This window comes from Escherichia sp. 94.0001 (genome assembly GCF_013369155.2).
In the GTDB taxonomy this organism is placed as follows: domain Bacteria; phylum Pseudomonadota; class Gammaproteobacteria; order Enterobacterales; family Enterobacteriaceae; genus Escherichia; species Escherichia coli_F.
Map to the genome: position 1 here is coordinate 23,842 of NZ_JABWMS020000042.1, position 15,969 is coordinate 39,810.

The 15,969-nt window shown below is 51.3% G+C and carries 13 protein-coding genes and 1 tRNA gene; 8 read left to right on the forward strand and 6 right to left on the reverse strand.

Annotated elements, in window-relative coordinates; all coding sequences use genetic code 11:
- Positions 1 to 108 precede the first annotated feature (108 nt).
- From cydD to HEN33_RS17240, 5 genes are all read left to right on the forward strand, one after another.
- The gene (cydD, locus tag HEN33_RS17220) at positions 109 to 1,875 is read left to right on the forward strand and encodes a heme ABC transporter permease/ATP-binding protein CydD (RefSeq protein WP_001043631.1); all 1,767 of its coding nucleotides are present in this window, start codon (positions 109 to 111) and stop codon (positions 1,873 to 1,875) included.
- Positions 1,876 to 3,597: a heme ABC transporter ATP-binding protein/permease CydC gene (gene cydC, locus HEN33_RS17225; RefSeq protein WP_176262573.1), complete on the forward strand. Its 1,722-nt coding sequence runs from the start codon at positions 1,876 to 1,878 to the stop codon at positions 3,595 to 3,597.
- 41 nt (positions 3,598 to 3,638) lie between these two features.
- Positions 3,639 to 4,343, forward strand: coding sequence for a leucyl/phenylalanyl-tRNA--protein transferase (gene aat / locus HEN33_RS17230; RefSeq protein WP_176262572.1), 705 nt, complete (start codon positions 3,639 to 3,641; stop codon positions 4,341 to 4,343).
- A gap of 284 nt (positions 4,344 to 4,627) precedes the next feature.
- The gene (gene infA / locus HEN33_RS17235; RefSeq protein ID WP_001040187.1) at positions 4,628 to 4,846 is read left to right on the forward strand and encodes a translation initiation factor IF-1; all 219 of its coding nucleotides are present in this window, start codon (positions 4,628 to 4,630) and stop codon (positions 4,844 to 4,846) included.
- Positions 4,847 to 5,092: 246 nt separating this feature from the next.
- Positions 5,093 to 5,180: transfer RNA gene (locus HEN33_RS17240), tRNA-Ser, on the forward strand.
- Positions 5,181 to 5,523: 343 nt separating this feature from the next.
- Here the strand turns inward: HEN33_RS17240 and clpA are convergent.
- From clpA to yljB, 3 genes are all read right to left on the reverse strand, one after another.
- Positions 5,524 to 7,800, reverse strand: coding sequence for an ATP-dependent Clp protease ATP-binding subunit ClpA (gene clpA, locus HEN33_RS17245; RefSeq protein WP_000934050.1), 2,277 nt, complete (start codon positions 7,798 to 7,800; stop codon positions 5,524 to 5,526).
- 30 nt (positions 7,801 to 7,830) lie between these two features.
- A complete protein-coding gene (gene clpS, locus HEN33_RS17250) occupies positions 7,831 to 8,151 on the reverse strand; it encodes an ATP-dependent Clp protease adapter ClpS (RefSeq protein WP_000520781.1) in 321 nt (106 codons plus the stop codon).
- 98 nt (positions 8,152 to 8,249) lie between these two features.
- Positions 8,250 to 8,324, reverse strand: coding sequence for a protein YljB (gene yljB, locus HEN33_RS26405; protein WP_001406719.1), 75 nt, complete (start codon positions 8,322 to 8,324; stop codon positions 8,250 to 8,252).
- Positions 8,325 to 8,473: 149 nt separating this feature from the next.
- On the opposite strand from yljB, the gene cspD reads away from it, so the two are divergent.
- Complete coding sequence (gene cspD, locus HEN33_RS17255; protein ID WP_176262571.1) at positions 8,474 to 8,698, forward strand: cold shock-like protein CspD; 225 nt, start codon at positions 8,474 to 8,476, stop codon at positions 8,696 to 8,698.
- A 72-nt stretch (positions 8,699 to 8,770) separates the two neighbouring features.
- Here the strand turns inward: cspD and macB are convergent, their stop codons facing one another.
- The gene (macB, locus tag HEN33_RS17260) at positions 8,771 to 10,717 is read right to left on the reverse strand and encodes a macrolide ABC transporter ATP-binding protein/permease MacB (protein WP_176262570.1); all 1,947 of its coding nucleotides are present in this window, start codon (positions 10,715 to 10,717) and stop codon (positions 8,771 to 8,773) included.
- A complete protein-coding gene (gene macA / locus HEN33_RS17265) occupies positions 10,714 to 11,829 on the reverse strand; it encodes a macrolide transporter subunit MacA (protein ID WP_000746460.1) in 1,116 nt (371 codons plus the stop codon). The genes macB and macA overlap by 4 nt, the downstream gene beginning before the upstream one ends.
- A gap of 150 nt (positions 11,830 to 11,979) precedes the next feature.
- Here macA and HEN33_RS17270 point away from each other — a divergent pair, with 150 nt between their 5' ends.
- Entirely contained in the window at positions 11,980 to 12,936 is a 957-nt protein-coding gene (locus HEN33_RS17270) for a VirK/YbjX family protein (RefSeq protein WP_134736206.1), read from the forward strand.
- Here the strand turns inward: HEN33_RS17270 and HEN33_RS17275 are convergent.
- A complete protein-coding gene (locus HEN33_RS17275; protein WP_000599806.1) occupies positions 12,933 to 14,591 on the reverse strand; it encodes an ATP-dependent endonuclease in 1,659 nt (552 codons plus the stop codon). The genes HEN33_RS17270 and HEN33_RS17275 overlap by 4 nt on opposite strands.
- A gap of 425 nt (positions 14,592 to 15,016) precedes the next feature.
- Here HEN33_RS17275 and aqpZ point away from each other — a divergent pair, with 425 nt between their 5' ends.
- The gene (gene aqpZ, locus HEN33_RS17280) at positions 15,017 to 15,712 is read left to right on the forward strand and encodes an aquaporin Z (RefSeq protein WP_074501056.1); all 696 of its coding nucleotides are present in this window, start codon (positions 15,017 to 15,019) and stop codon (positions 15,710 to 15,712) included.
- Positions 15,713 to 15,969: the final 257 nt, after the last annotated feature.

Below are 15,969 nucleotides of genomic sequence, written 5' to 3' on the forward strand. Positions count from 1 at the left end.
AACAAAAGTAAAGAAGGCGACACCATGCGACTATGGGTCGCCTTTATTTTTTCCCCGTTGTAACATTGCTCTGCAAATAATTCTGATAACTCACCTGCTAAGCGTGCAATGAATAAATCCCGTCAAAAAGAGTTAACCCGCTGGTTAAAACAGCAAAGCGTCATCTCCCAACGTTGGCTGAATATTTCTCGTCTACTGGGCTTTGTGAGCGGCATATTGATCATTGCCCAGGCCTGGTTCATGGCGCGTATTCTGCAACATATGATTATGGAGAGTATTCCCCGTGAAGCCCTGCTGCTTCCCTTTACGTTACTGGTTCTGACCTTTGTACTGCGCGCATGGGTGGTCTGGTTACGCGAACGAGTGGGTTATCACGCCGGGCAGCATATCCGCTTTGCCATCCGCCGTCAGGTTCTCGACCGTCTGCAACAAGCAGGGCCAGCGTGGATTCAGGGTAAACCGGCGGGGAGCTGGGCGACGCTGGTACTCGAGCAAATTGACGATATGCATGATTACTATGCACGCTACCTGCCGCAAATGGCGCTGGCAGTGTCGGTGCCGTTGCTGATTGTGGTGGCTATCTTCCCTTCTAACTGGGCTGCGGCGCTCATTCTGCTGGGCACTGCTCCGTTAATTCCGTTATTTATGGCGCTGGTTGGAATGGGGGCTGCCGATGCTAACCGACGCAACTTTCTCGCTCTTGCTCGCTTAAGTGGGCATTTTCTAGATCGCCTTCGCGGCATGGAAACATTGCGTATTTTTGGTCGTGGTGAAGCTGAAATTGAAAGTATTCGTTCTGCTTCGGAAGATTTCCGCCAACGGACAATGGAAGTGCTACGGCTGGCGTTTTTATCCTCCGGCATTCTCGAATTTTTTACCTCGCTGTCAATTGCTCTGGTGGCGGTCTACTTTGGTTTTTCCTATCTCGGTGAGCTGGATTTTGGGCACTACGATACTGGCGTGACGCTGGCTGCGGGGTTTCTGGCCCTGATCCTTGCGCCGGAGTTTTTCCAGCCATTGCGCGATCTGGGTACGTTTTATCATGCTAAAGCCCAGGCTGTTGGCGCGGCAGACAGTCTGAAAACGTTTATGGAAACCCCGCTCGCCCATCCGCAGCGCGGTGAGGCTGAATTAACGTCGGCCGATCCGGTGACCATTGAGGCCGAGGATCTGTTTATCACGTCGCCGGAAGGTAAAACGCTGGCAGGTCCGTTGAACTTTACTTTGCCAGCAGGCCAACGAGCGGTGTTGGTTGGTCGTAGCGGTTCAGGTAAAAGCTCACTACTGAATGCGCTTTCCGGTTTTCTTTCATATCAGGGATCGCTACGGATCAACGGAATAGAATTACGTGATTTATCACCGGAATCATGGCGTAAGCATCTCTCCTGGGTTGGTCAAAATCCACAATTACCAGCAGCAACACTACGAGATAACGTACTGCTGGCACGACCTGATGCCAGCGAACAAGAGTTACAAACAGCACTGGATAACGCGTGGGTCAGTGAGTTTCTACCGCTCCTGCCACAAGGAGTTGATACGCCTGTTGGCGACCAGGCTGCCCGCCTTTCCGTAGGCCAGGCACAACGTGTGGCGGTGGCGCGTGCATTACTGAATCCCTGTTCGCTATTACTGTTGGATGAACCCGCAGCAAGCCTTGATGCTCACAGTGAACAGCGCGTAATGGAGGCGCTGAATGCCGCCTCTCTGCGCCAGACAACGTTAATGGTCACCCACCAGTTAGAAGATCTTGCTGACTGGGATGTCATTTGGGTAATGCAGGATGGTCAGATTATCGAGCAAGGACGTTACGCGGAATTAAGCGTGGCTAACGGTCCTTTTGCCACATTGCTGGCCCATCGTCAGGAGGAGATTTAAATGCGCGCTTTGCTACCCTATCTGGCTCTGTATAAACGTCATAAATGGATGTTAAGCCTTGGCATTGTGCTAGCAATTGTCACACTGCTCGCCAGTATCGGTCTGTTGACACTTTCCGGCTGGTTCCTCTCCGCCTCAGCGGTGGCGGGCGTTGCAGGACTGTATAGCTTCAACTATATGCTACCCGCTGCAGGCGTGCGTGGCGCAGCAATCACCCGTACCGCCGGGCGTTATTTTGAACGTCTGGTGAGCCATGACGCGACTTTCCGCGTGTTGCAGCATCTGCGCATTTACACCTTCAGCAAATTGCTCCCCCTCTCCCCTGCCGGACTGGAGCGCTATCGTCAGGGCGAATTGCTCAACCGCGTGGTGGCGGATGTTGATACGCTCGATCATCTTTACCTGCGCGTTATCTCGCCGCTGGTGGGCGCTTTTGTGGTGATTATGGTGGTGACAATCGGGTTAAGTTTCCTTGATTTCACCCTCGCCTTTACGCTGGGCGGCATTATGTTACTGACGCTTTTGCTGATGCCACCGCTGTTTTATCGTGCGGGAAAAAGCACCGGGCAAAATCTGACTCATCTTCGCGGGCAGTATCGCCAACAACTGACAGCCTGGCTGCAAGGGCAAGCTGAGCTGACCATTTTTGGTGCCAGCGATCGTTATCGCACGCAATTAGAGAATACTGAAATTCAGTGGCTGGAAGCGCAACGCCGTCAATCTGAACTGACAGCTTTGTCGCAAGCAATAATGCTGTTAATTGGCGCGTTAGCGGTGATCCTGATGCTGTGGATGGCGTCTGGCGGCGTTGGTGGCAATACTCAACCAGGCGCGTTAATTGCCCTGTTTGTCTTCTGTGCGTTAGCCGCGTTTGAAGCACTGGCACCAGTAACGGGTGCATTTCAGCATCTGGGGCAAGTCATTGCCTCTGCCGTACGGATCACCGATTTAACGGATCAAAAACCTGAAGTCACCTTCCCTGATACCCAAACCCGTGTTGCCGATTGCGTTTCGCTGACGTTACGGGATGTTCAGTTCACTTATCCGGAGCAATCCCAACAAGCACTGAAAGGGATTTCTCTTCAGGTAAACGCCGGAGAACATATTGCGATTCTCGGGCGAACCGGATGCGGTAAATCAACATTGTTACAACTGCTGACCCGCGCATGGGACCCGCAACAGGGCGAGATTTTACTTAACGATAGTCCCATAGCCAGCCTGAACGAAGCAACTCTGCGCCAGACCATCAGCGTTGTGCCACAGCGAGTGCATCTGTTTAGCGCCACGCTGCGTGATAATCTGTTACTCGCCTCGCCTGGCAGTAGTGATGAAGCTCTGGCGGAGATCTTGCGTCGAGTTGGTCTGGAGAAGCTGCTCGAGGATGCAGGTCTCAACAGTTGGTTAGGTGAAGGCGGACGCCAGCTCTCCGGTGGTGAACTGCGCCGTCTGGCTATCGCCCGTGCGCTGTTACATGATGCGCCACTGGTATTGCTGGATGAACCTACCGAAGGCTTAGATGCCACAACTGAAAGTCAGATCCTTGAATTACTTGCAGAAATGATGCGTGAGAAAACGGTGTTAATGGTCACCCATCGACTTCGCGGGCTCTCTCGTTTCCAGCAAATAATAGTGATGGACAACGGGCAAATTATTGAGCAAGGTACTCACGCAGAACTGCTTGCCCGACAGGGGCGTTATTACCAGTTTAAGCAGGGTTTGTAAGCTATTATTGAACGATCCGACTTGCGTGGGGTTTTGCGGTCATGCGCCTGGTTCAGCTTTCTCGCCATTCAATAGCCTTCCCTTCCCCGGAAGGCGCATTACGTGAGCCTAACGGCCTGCTGGCACTTGGGGGCGATCTTAGCCCTGCGCGCCTGTTAATGGCGTATCAGCGTGGTATTTTCCCGTGGTTTTCTCCAGGCGACCCCATCCTCTGGTGGTCGCCCGATCCTCGCGCGGTGCTATGGCCAGAATCACTGCATATCAGCCGTAGTATGAAGCGATTTCATAAACGCTCGCCCTATCGTGTCACGATGAATTACGCCTTTGGTCAGGTCATTGAAGGCTGTGCCAGCGATCGCGAAGAAGGAACCTGGATCACGCGTGGCGTGGTCGAAGCCTACCATCGCCTTCACGAACTCGGTCATGCCCACTCCATTGAAGTCTGGCGTAAAGATGAGCTTGTCGGCGGTATGTACGGCGTGGCCCAGGGAACGCTATTTTGTGGCGAGTCTATGTTCAGCCGGATGGAAAACGCGTCCAAAACGGCGCTTCTGGTATTCTGTGAGGAATTTATCCGCCATGGCGGTAAACTCATCGACTGCCAGGTCCTTAACGATCACACAGCGTCGCTTGGTGCCTGCGAAATTCCCCGACGGGATTATCTAAATTATCTCAATCAAATGCGCCTCGGACGATTGCCGAATAATTTCTGGGTACCACGGTGCTTGTTTTCACCACAAGAATGAATGTTTTCGGCACATTTCTCCCCAGAGTGTTATAATTGCGGTCGCAGAGTTGGTTACGCTCATTACCCCGCTGCCGATAAGGAATTTTTCGCGTCAGGTAACGCCCATCGTTTATCTCACCGCTCCCTTATACGTTGCGCTTTTGGTGCGGCTTAGCCGTGTGTTTTCGGAGTAATGCGCCGAACCTGTTTGTTGCGATTTAGCGCGCAAATCTTTACTTATTTACAGAACTTCGGCATTATCTTGCCGGTTCAAATTACGGTAGTGATACCCCAGAGGATTAGATGGCCAAAGAAGACAATATTGAAATGCAAGGTACCGTTCTTGAAACGTTGCCTAACACCATGTTCCGCGTAGAGTTAGAAAACGGTCACGTGGTTACTGCACACATCTCCGGTAAAATGCGTAAAAACTACATCCGCATCCTGACGGGCGACAAAGTGACTGTTGAGCTGACCCCGTACGACCTGAGCAAAGGCCGCATTGTCTTCCGTAGTCGCTGATTGTTTTACCGCCTGATGGGCGAAGAGAAAGAACGCGTAAAAGGTCGGTTTAACCGGCCTTTTTATTTTGTACGAAGAACGTTGGAAGTATAAGTACATAACTTGTCTCGATGTAGATATACTGCACAACTTGTTTACAGTATGAGCAAACGAGAATTGTCAGTAAAATTCTTCTTGACCGTTTTACTCCAACTCCCTATAGTAGCGCCCCGTTGCCCCCCATGAGGTCAGGCAGCAAAACAATTTGGTGAGGTGTCCGAGTGGCTGAAGGAGCACGCCTGGAAAGTGTGTATACGGCAACGTATCGGGGGTTCGAATCCCCCCCTCACCGCCATATTTGAAGAAGAGCTCGTACGAAAGTACGGGCTTTTTTTTCGCATTTTATCTGCCTGTACGGCAGTGAACGGTATAAAAATCGAGTTTTTCTTTCGATTGGCTTTCTAAGCTGCCTGTACGGCAGTGAACTCAAATACTACACGTTTAGCTCGTTGTTAATAAAGAAAAATCATCTCATTTTCCTGCTGCCACCCTTTTTTATTCTTACCTTCCAGCACCATTAATTATCAACAACTTACCTTCACCTCCAAAAATAGGGTTTTCACCGTTCCACCCTACAAACAAAAAGTCCGTAACCTCTTTCGAGATTACGGACTTCACCAACCTACCTAACAATTAGATTAATGCGCTGCTTCCGCCTTGTGCTTTTGTGCACTCTGGAATCCGTAAGTCAGCTCATTTTTCTCTTTATCCAGCGCAACCGTCACCTGACCGCCGTCCACCAGAGAACCAAACAGCAGCTCGTTGGCGAGCGGTTTTTTCAGGTTGTCCTGGATGACACGTGCCATCGGACGTGCGCCCATCGCCCGGTCGTAACCTTTCTCGGCCAGCCAGTTACGCGCTTCCTGACTCACTTCCAGGGAAACACCTTTCTGATCCAGCTGAACCTGCAACTCGACGATGAACTTATCCACCACCTGATGGATCACGTCGGTTGACAGATGATCGAACCAGATAATGTTGTCGAGACGGTTACGGAATTCCGGTGTAAAGATCTTCTTGATCTCTTCCATCGCATCGGTGCTGTTATCCTGGTGGATAAGACCAATGGATTTACGCTCAGTTTCCCGTACCCCGGCATTAGTGGTCATCACCAGCACCACGTTACGGAAGTCCGCTTTGCGTCCGTTGTTATCGGTCAGCGTACCGTTGTCCATCACCTGCAACAGAATATTGAACACGTCCGGGTGCGCTTTCTCGATTTCGTCCAGCAGCAGCACCGCATGAGGATGCTTGATGACCGCATCAGTCAGCAAACCGCCCTGATCAAAACCAACGTATCCCGGAGGCGCACCAATCAGACGGCTGACGGTATGGCGTTCCATATACTCGGACATATCAAAGCGCAGAAGCTCAATGCCCAAAGCTTTCGAAAGCTGTACCGTCACCTCTGTTTTCCCGACCCCGGTAGGGCCGGCAAACAGGAACGAACCGACTGGTTTATGTTCGTGACCTAAACCTGCACGCGCCATCTTAATGGCTTCAGTCAGCGCCTCAATGGCTTTATCCTGACCGAAGACCAGCATTTTCAGGCGATCGCTGAGGTTTTTCAGGGTATCGCGGTCACTCTGAGAAACACTCTTCTCTGGAATGCGCGCAATACGGGCCACCACGGACTCAATATCCGCCACATTAACGGTTTTCTTGCGTTTGCTTACCGGCATCAGGCGTGCGCGAGCGCCCGCTTCGTCGATAACGTCAATGGCTTTATCCGGCAGATGACGATCGTTAATGTATTTCACCGCCAGCTCTACCGCTGCACGCACCGCTTTTGCGGTATAACGCACGTCATGGTGCGCTTCGTACTTCGGTTTCAGGCCGTTGATGATCTGTACGGTTTCTTCGATCGACGGTTCAGTAATATCAATTTTCTGGAAGCGACGCGCCAGAGCACGGTCTTTCTCGAAAATGTTGCTGAACTCCTGATAGGTTGTCGAACCAATTACGCGAATTTTACCGCTTGAGAGCAACGGTTTGATCAGGTTAGCCGCATCAACCTGACCACCAGAGGCTGCACCCGCACCGATAATGGTGTGGATCTCATCAATAAACAGGATGCTGTTAGTGTCCTGCTCCAGCTGCTTGAGCAACGCTTTAAAACGTTTTTCAAAGTCGCCGCGATATTTTGTGCCCGCTAACAGAGAACCGATATCGAGAGAGTAAATCGTACAGTCAGCCATCACTTCCGGCACATCGCCCTGAACAATTCGCCATGCAAGACCTTCCGCAATCGCGGTTTTACCGACACCAGACTCCCCCACCAGCAGCGGGTTGTTTTTACGGCGACGGCAGAGAACCTGAATAGCACGCTCCAGCTCCTTCTCACGACCAATCAGTGGGTCGATTCCGCCCACACGCGCAAGCTGATTCAGGTTCGTCGTGAAATTCTCCATACGTTCCTCCCCACCAGCTTGTTCTTCGCTGTTTGGCTGGCTGCCAGGATCAGAAGACTGTGTCGGCTCGTCTTTACGCGTGCCATGAGAGATAAAGTTCACCACATCGAGACGGCTGACTTCATGTTTGCGCAACAGATATGCCGCCTGCGACTCCTGTTCGCTAAAGATAGCGACCAGAACGTTTGCACCGGTAACCTCATTGCGACCGGAGGACTGGACATGGAAGACCGCGCGTTGCAGTACACGCTGAAAACTCAGCGTTGGCTGTGTGTCGCGCTCCTCTTCACTGGCAGGCAGAACGGGTGTGGTTTGTTCAATAAAGGCTTCCAGTTCCTGACGGAGCGCAACCAAATCCACAGAACACGCTTCCAGCGCCTCCCGGGCAGATGGGTTACTGAGCAGCGCCAGTAACAAGTGCTCGACGGTCATAAACTCATGACGGTGCTCGCGCGCTCTGGCGAAAGCCATATTTAAACTGAGTTCCAGTTCTTGATTGAGCATAGGCACCTCCCCCAATTTTTATGCCTGCATTCAGGCTTTTTCTAGCGTACACAGCAATGGATGCTCATTCTCCCTCGCGTACTTGTTCACCATCGCCACTTTGGTTTCTGCAACCTCGGCGGTAAAGACTCCGCAAATGGCCTTCCCCTGGTAGTGAACAGCGAGCATCAATTGCGTTGCACGTTCTACATCATAAGAAAAGAATTTTTGTAACACGTCAATAACAAACTCCATCGGAGTGTAATCATCATTGACTAATATCACTTTATACATAGATGGCGGTTTTAGCGCGTCGCGAACTTTTTCTTCCGCCAGTTGATCAAAGTCCAGCCAGTCGTTCGTTTTACCCATTGTCAGTTATCATCTTCGGTTACGGTTATCGGCAGAACGCCCTGCCGCTGACAAGAGCTTATTTGCCTGACCAATCTACTCCACATGATAGATAACTATCATCTATCGTTGGCATCAGCGACATCTGTCACATTCCTGTCAATAGCGTTAACTGCTTCAAATTTTTGATTCATACCTGCCCCCTGGCCCCTGTCAAATGCTTGACGGCTCGCCCTAATTCTCTAAATTGTATTTCTAGAGTTGGCGAGGTTTTGAACAGCCCCCTCTCTGACCCCGGTTTATTCCATCTTACTTGTATAAGATTTGCGAAGGATGTCGAAGCATGGAAAAGGGTACTGTTAAGTGGTTCAACAATGCCAAAGGGTTTGGTTTCATCTGCCCTGAAGGCGGCGGCGAAGATATTTTCGCTCATTATTCCACCATTCAGATGGATGGTTACAGAACGCTAAAAGCTGGACAATCCGTTCAGTTTGATGTCCACCAGGGGCCAAAAGGCAATCACGCCAGTGTTATTGTGCCCTTCGAAGTAGAAGCGGCAGTCGCATAGCTCTTCTGTCTCATTGTGTACATCCTAAAGGCAAAATGCCAGCCCGATCGGCTGGCATTTTTATCTCAAAAATTACTCTCGTGCCAGAGCATCTACTGGATCCAGTCGTGCCGCATTTCGTGCGGGTAACCAGCCAAATAAAATCCCGGTGACCGTCGAGCAGAGAAACGCCAGCAGCAGCGCCAACGGTGAAAAACCAATCTCCCAGCCGGGTAAGAAAAGCTGCAAGGTGAAAGCAATTAACAGTGACAGTGTTATTCCCAACGCGCCACCGACCAGGCAAACCAGTACGGCTTCGATCAGAAACTGTTGCAAAACATCGCTTGCTCGCGCACCTACAGCCATGCGAATGCCAATTTCCCGCGTCCGCTCGGTCACTGACACCAGCATAATATTCATTACACCAATACCGCCCACCACCAGCGAAATCACCGCCACCAGCGTCAGAAACAGTTGTAAAGTACGTGTGGTCTTTTCAACGGTTTTCAAGACGCCGTCCATGTTCCAGGTAAAGAAATCCTTCTTACCGTGGCGCAGTGAAAGTAAACGCGTGAGTTGCTGTTCCGCCTCAGCGCTGTCAAATCCTTCTTTCACCCTGACAGTAATAGAGTTCAGCCACGACTGGCCCATAACTCGCCCGGACATCGTGCTGTAAGGTAACCACACGCGCAGCACTTTACTACTGCCAAACATCGACTGTTTTTCCTCTGCCACGCCGATGACTCTCGCTGGCATATTACCAACCAAGATAACCTCGCCAACCACATTTGCTTTATGGGGGAAAAGCTGACGGCGAGTATTACTGTCGAGAACCACGACTTGCGCACGGCCATTCAGCTGTTCCTGATTAAAGGTATTCCCTTCGCTGAAGGTCATGCCATAGACATTGAAATAATCGCCGCTCACGCCATTGGCACTGGCAGCCACATCAACATTGTTATAACGCAGGCGCAGGTTTTGCGAGACGGCAGGTGTGGCTGAGGCGACCCACGGTTGTTTCTGGATGGCAATTAAGTCGTCGTACTTTAGCGCCTGCTGATATTGCGGATCGTCATCGCCAAAATCTTTTCCGGGATAGACATCGATAGTATTCGTACCAATAGAACGGATATCCGCCAGCACCATTTGTTTGGCGGCATCGCCCACCACGACAATTGAAACCACCGACGCAATACCGATAATAATCCCCAGCATGGTTAGTAAAGTACGCATTTTATTCGCTGCCAGCGCCCGCCATGCCATCGTCAGCGCCTCGTTAAAACCGCTGACAAACTGCCGCCAGCCAGAGGCCATTTTGACAACAGGTGCCGTCCCGCCAGCAACATTCACTTTTTCAATGGCGGGAGGATTGCGCACAATTTCGCCGTCGCGAATTTCGATCACCCGCTCTGCCTGAGCAGCAACCTGCGGATCATGAGTGACGATAATCACCGTATGCCCGCGATCGCGCAGCTGATGCAGGATCGCCATTACCTCCTCACCGGAATGGCTGTCCAGTGCGCCTGTCGGTTCATCGGCAAGAATTACCTGACCGCCGTTCATCAATGCCCGCGCGATGCTGACGCGCTGTTGCTGACCACCCGAAAGCTGTGCCGGATAATACTCTGTACGGTCTTCAAGCCCCAGTCGTTGCAATAACTTCTGGGCACGAAGCAGTCGCTGTTTCCGCTCAAGACCCGCATAGACGGCGGGTACTTCAACATTCTGCTCGGCGGTTAAATGTGAAAGCAAATGGTAACGCTGGAAAATAAAGCCGAAGTGTTCGCGACGCAGTTGCGCCAGTGCATCGGCGTCCAGCATGGCAACATCCTGACCGGCGACGCGATAGGTGCCGCTGGTGGCCTTATCCAGGCAGCCGAGAATATTCATCAGGGTCGATTTACCGGAACCCGAAGCGCCGACAATCGCCACCATCTCACCAGCATAAATATCGAGGCTGATGCCCTTCAGCACCTCAACCTGCTCATCACCGGCAGGATAGCTGCGACGAATATCCTTTAATTCGAGCAAGGGCGTCATTGTGCAGCTCCTGGTTTGGCCTCACCAATCACCACTTCATCGCCCGCTTCCAGCCCTTTGACAATCTCAACATCGGTATCGTTACGTGCGCCAATCGTCACTTCACGCTCGCGTGTTTCACCATTACGCAACAATTTGACTTTATAACGATTATCGCCAACCGGATCGCCTAACGCCGACAGAGGGATCGTCAGCACATTTTTCACATCGGTGAGCTGAATATGCACTTGCGCGGTCATATCCAGCCGCAGCAAACCATTGGGGTTGGGTACTTCAAAACGGGCGTAATAGAAAATAGCGTCGTTAACCTTTTCCGGCGTCGGTAGCACATCCTTGATTTGCCCCTCGTAGCGCGTCAGCGGATCGCCAAGCACCGTAAACCAGGCTTTTTGCCCCGGCTTCAGGTGGATTACATCCGCTTCAGAAACCTGCGCTTTTACCAGCATGGTGCTCATATCTGCCAGCGTCAGAATGTTCGGTGCTTGTTGTGCGGCAATCACCGTCTGGCCTTGCAGAGTGGTGATTTGCGTGACTTCCCCGGCCATCGGGGCAACGATGCGGGTGTAATCGAGATTGGTTTTAGCCGTATCGAGTGAGGCCTGATTGCGCTTGATTTGCGCGTCAATGGTGCCAATTTGCGCCTGTTTCACAGCCATCTCCGTCGCGGCGGTATCGAGATCCTGCTGTGAAACCGCCTGCGTTTGTGCAAGACGTTGCTGACGGGAATACGTCACCCGCGCCAGTTTCAGCTCCGCTTCCGCCTGCTGCCGCTGCGCGCGTAGCTCCATCAGCGTTGCTTCCACCTCCTTGATCTGGTTTTCAGCTTGTTCAGGATCAATAACCCCTAAAAGCTGGTCTTTTTTTACTTTATCGCCAATCGCCACCGACAGCGTTTTCAACTGACCGCTGACCTGTGCACCCACGTCAACCTTACGCAGCGCGTCCAGCTTTCCGGTCGCCAGCACGCTTTGCTGTAAATCGCCTGGACGCACAATCAGCGTCTGATAAGTCGGCACGGGTGCGTTAAGAATTCTCCATAACGTAATCAGCCCGGCAATGACTATCACCAGCGCAATAACGTAACGCTTCTTCACGGTTTTCCGCTTTTTCATAAATATTCTGAATACTCCATATGCCAATCCGGGTCATTAACTTCAACGAAATATCAACAAAACCCTAAAATTTACGTTAGTAATCACACTATTGATGTTTGGTTAAGATACGCCATGGTGAAATCGACGTTATGTATAACCATTGATTTCATGAATATGTCGCAGCTAACTGAACGGACCTTTACGCCATCTGAATCTCTCAGCAGCCTGTCACTTTTTCTTAGTCTGGCACGTGGACAGTGTCGGCCGGGTAAATTTTGGCATCGCCGTAGTTTTCGCCAGAAATTTTTGCTGCGCTCGTTGATTATGCCGCGTTTAAGCGTTGAGTGGATGAACGAACTTTCCCACTGGCCGAATCTCCATGTGTTGTTAACGCGCCAGCCGCGACTGCCTGTGCGTCTGCATCGCCCTTACCTTGCGGCGAATCTTAGCCGCAAGCAATTGCTGGAGGCGTTACGTTACCATTATGCATTGCTTCGTGCCTGCATGTCGGCAGAAGAATTCAGCTTATATTTGAATACTCCCGGGCTGCAACTGGCGAAGCTGGAAGGCAAAAACGGCGAGCAGTTCACACTTGAGCTGACCATGATGATCTCAATGGATAAAGAAGGTGACAGCACAATCCTGTTCCGCAACAGCGAAGGTATTCCTCTGGCAGAGATCACCTTTACTCTGTGTGAATACCAGGGGAAAAGAACAATGTTTATTGGCGGGCTGCAAGGTGCGAAATGGGAAATTCCACATCAGGAAATCCAGAATGCGACGAAAGCCTGCCACGGGCTATTTCCCAAACGTCTCGTGATGGAAGCGGCCTGTCTGTTTGCCCAACGTTTGCAGGTAGAGCAGATCATTGCCGTCAGCAATGAAACACATATTTACCGCAGCCTGCGTTATCGCGATAAAGAAGGCAAGATCCATGCTGATTACAACGCGTTCTGGGAGTCGGTTGGCGGCGTATGTGATGCTGAACGCCATTACCGCCTTCCGGCACAGATAGCACGAAAAGAGATTGCCGAAATCGCCAGTAAAAAACGGGCTGAATACCGTCGGCGCTATGAGATGCTCGACGCTATTCAGCCACAAATGGCCACGATGTTTCGCGGTTAATCCGCGCGACCGCGCGCCAGCCACAGCACGCGTGAGAACATTTTTTTCAGCAGCGTCGGTACGGAATCCACACCACGACGTCCTGCCTCCATTGCCACTTCAATGGCAAGATCGGGTTTGGAAGAGCGATGGATCGCTTTCGAGATAATTTTACGCAGATTCATCGGCACATTTTCCGGGATCTGCGCCACGCGGTGGAACACATCGGAAAATCCCTGGCGATACATAAAATGTTCCATATCCAGCGCCGGTAACGCCGTTAAATGTTCTCGTTCGGCTTCCCGATCGTTATTCAACAGGCTGCGTACCGTAGCGGCATATTTCTTCCCTGCTTCATCGCCATCGACCAGTACATGCCATTCAATCCCCATCCGGCGGGCGAATTTAACCAGTGGCTTTAGCCCGGACTGGGCAAACTCAATGACCTTGATCCCTTCGGCATCAAAATGATGTCCACACTGACGCGCCAGTTCATTGATAACCCAGGTTTCCGTTTCGCCTTCCACCAGCAGCCAGCAGCGAGCAAACAGCGATGACGGACGGTTAAAACGAATGTGGAAAGAGATACGTCGGCTGTCTTCGGTACTCAAGCCACTCGGACCCAAACGCCAGGCGGCAACGCGAGAGGACTCACGTACCAGACGGCAAACATGCTCTACCGGCGTTAACGAAAGCAACTCACCCGAGTTGGTGGTGGCAATGCGCTGCAATGGCAGAAGATTCAACAGATGCCAGGCAACTGAAAGCATAATGGGGTGTAAACGGGTTTCTGGATCTTCGATCAGCAACAATGGACGGGCGTCTTTATCCAGTCGCAATGTGCCTTTTGCCTGCAATAAAGTAGCAAACAGGCCGAGCAAAATAACCCGATACGAGCGCCCTCCTGGTCGGTCAATCATCCGGTTGATGATATCCAGATAGCGCCAGCTTCGTTGCTCATTACTGGCCCGCCGCCGCATTAAACGATATCGCGCTTGTCCGGCCCCCTGTTCAGAGAAATAATGCTCAAGCAGCTGTACCATTGCGGAAAGTCCCTGACGAATCTGCCCATCAGAGAGATTTTGCGGATGTGAGGATAACTCACGGGCGAGGAAATCGAGCTGGCGCGCGGTGACTTCCACATTAGGGACATTTGGCACCGTGCCGTTACGAATACGGCGCATAAAACGGGCATCACGCAAGCGCAGCACCGGCATTAAACGCACCAGATGGCGTGCCTGATCGTTAATATCCTCGACATCAATCGGATGTCCGTCTTTATCGAGAAAACTGCGGAGTGTCATCACACTGCCATCTTCCGCACTCTCTCCTTCCAGGCGATAAAAAATTCGATGATAACCATCGGTGCATGGCGTCCAGCACGCTTCCAGCGGCCGATAGCGGCGAACCCGATGTCGGCCTGGCAGCGATTCGCGGAAGGTCAAAATAATATGCAGATGATGTTCTCGCCCGTTGATATCTCCCGGCGGGAACCAGAAATCGTCGCGCTCAAAATGGTAGAGATCTGATTCTGGCGATAGCAGCAGAGTTAAGGCGTCCAGCAAGCTGGATTTACCCCACGCGTTCTCCCCAATCAGGACGTTGTTTTGTTCCAGCATCAACGACAAACGGTTGATACCGCGAAAACCCACAATTTCAACGCGCTCAAGAATCATATCCCCTCCAGAAATATGTGACTTATCCTTTACGCTGGCAGTATAACGGGAAAGGCCTTGCTAATACGTGATGACATCACATTTAAGCATGGCAAATGTCTGAAAAATGAGCGAATAATCGCGTTATACTCCCTCTTGCTGATAAGTCTGCAAAAACAACAAAATCAAATAATTAGCATGATAAATTATTTTTTATTACGCCTAAAGGATTAAATCTTTTGCTTGCACTACACTGTCAATCAGACAAATGACTATATGGGGCAACCCGCTGTTGCCCTAAATCAAATTTACTGGATTTATTTATCTGGTGAATGACTCGCCTTCGTTTTTAAAATAGCCGCGCATTATTTCCGTCGTCACTTTTTTACGACGACCCTATAAAACGACCATATTTTTCACAGGGTCAATTTTTAATTGAGGTGGATATGTTCAGAAAATTAGCAGCTGAATGTTTTGGTACTTTCTGGCTTGTTTTTGGTGGCTGTGGTAGTGCCGTACTGGCCGCAGGCTTCCCGGAATTAGGTATTGGTTTTACCGGCGTGGCGCTGGCATTCGGTTTAACCGTTCTGACGATGGCCTTCGCTGTTGGTCATATTTCTGGTGGTCATTTTAACCCGGCGGTCACTATTGGCTTATGGGCTGGCGGACGTTTTCCGGCAAAAGAAGTCGTTGGCTACGTAATTGCCCAGGTTGTCGGCGGTATTGTTGCAGCGGCGCTGCTGTATTTAATTGCCAGTGGTAAAACGGGATTTGACGCGGTAGCCAGCGGTTTTGCTTCTAACGGTTATGGCGAGCATTCACCAGGCGGTTATTCCATGCTTTCCGCGCTGGTAGTTGAACTGGTATTGAGTGCAGGTTTCTTGCTGGTGATCCACGGCGCAACCGACAAATTCGCTCCGGCGGGTTTTGCACCAATTGCCATTGGTCTGGCATTAACGCTGATTCACTTAATCAGTATTCCGGTGACTAACACTTCCGTTAACCCGGCGCGCAGTACTGCGGTTGCCATCTTCCAGGGCGGCTGGGCGTTAGAACAACTGTGGTTCTTCTGGGTGGTGCCAATTGTCGGCGGCATTATCGGTGGTCTGATTTACCGGACTCTGCTGGAAAAACGTAATTAATTAACGCAGAAGGCCTGGCGCAATGTCAGGCCTTTTTTAAATATATTGATTCATCTTCCTGTTGCGCTCCTTGATGTGTTAAGCCACATATAGTCACTGGCGCAGGGAGCGCGCAGGGGGCGGCCAATCGCCGCCGCCCCCTGCCCCCCCGGGCTCTGGCGAACAAAATCGCCGCTGCGCGGTGCCCTCGACTTATCCCTTGCGGCTACCGGGTCGGGCGCGAGGTAACATATATGGACGCTCCCGGAATGCAATGC

What these genes read in the sequence shown, in the direction of transcription:
- cydD (WP_001043631.1), top strand. Translation starts at nt 109, where the DNA reads ATGAATAAATCCCGTCAAAAAGAGTTAACCCGCTGGTTAAAACAGCAA.
- cydC (WP_176262573.1), top strand. Translation starts at nt 1,876, where the DNA reads ATGCGCGCTTTGCTACCCTATCTGGCTCTGTATAAACGTCATAAATGG.
- aat (WP_176262572.1), top strand. Translation starts at nt 3,639, where the DNA reads ATGCGCCTGGTTCAGCTTTCTCGCCATTCAATAGCCTTCCCTTCCCCG.
- infA (WP_001040187.1), top strand. Translation starts at nt 4,628, where the DNA reads ATGGCCAAAGAAGACAATATTGAAATGCAAGGTACCGTTCTTGAAACG.
- clpA (WP_000934050.1), bottom strand. Translation starts at nt 7,800, where the DNA reads ATGCTCAATCAAGAACTGGAACTCAGTTTAAATATGGCTTTCGCCAGA.
- clpS (WP_000520781.1), bottom strand. Translation starts at nt 8,151, where the DNA reads ATGGGTAAAACGAACGACTGGCTGGACTTTGATCAACTGGCGGAAGAA.
- cspD (WP_176262571.1), top strand. Translation starts at nt 8,474, where the DNA reads ATGGAAAAGGGTACTGTTAAGTGGTTCAACAATGCCAAAGGGTTTGGT.
- macB (WP_176262570.1), bottom strand. Translation starts at nt 10,717, where the DNA reads ATGACGCCCTTGCTCGAATTAAAGGATATTCGTCGCAGCTATCCTGCC.
- macA (WP_000746460.1), bottom strand. Translation starts at nt 11,829, where the DNA reads ATGAAAAAGCGGAAAACCGTGAAGAAGCGTTACGTTATTGCGCTGGTG.
- HEN33_RS17270 (WP_134736206.1), top strand. Translation starts at nt 11,980, where the DNA reads ATGAATATGTCGCAGCTAACTGAACGGACCTTTACGCCATCTGAATCT.
- HEN33_RS17275 (WP_000599806.1), bottom strand. Translation starts at nt 14,591, where the DNA reads ATGATTCTTGAGCGCGTTGAAATTGTGGGTTTTCGCGGTATCAACCGT.
- aqpZ (WP_074501056.1), top strand. Translation starts at nt 15,017, where the DNA reads ATGTTCAGAAAATTAGCAGCTGAATGTTTTGGTACTTTCTGGCTTGTT.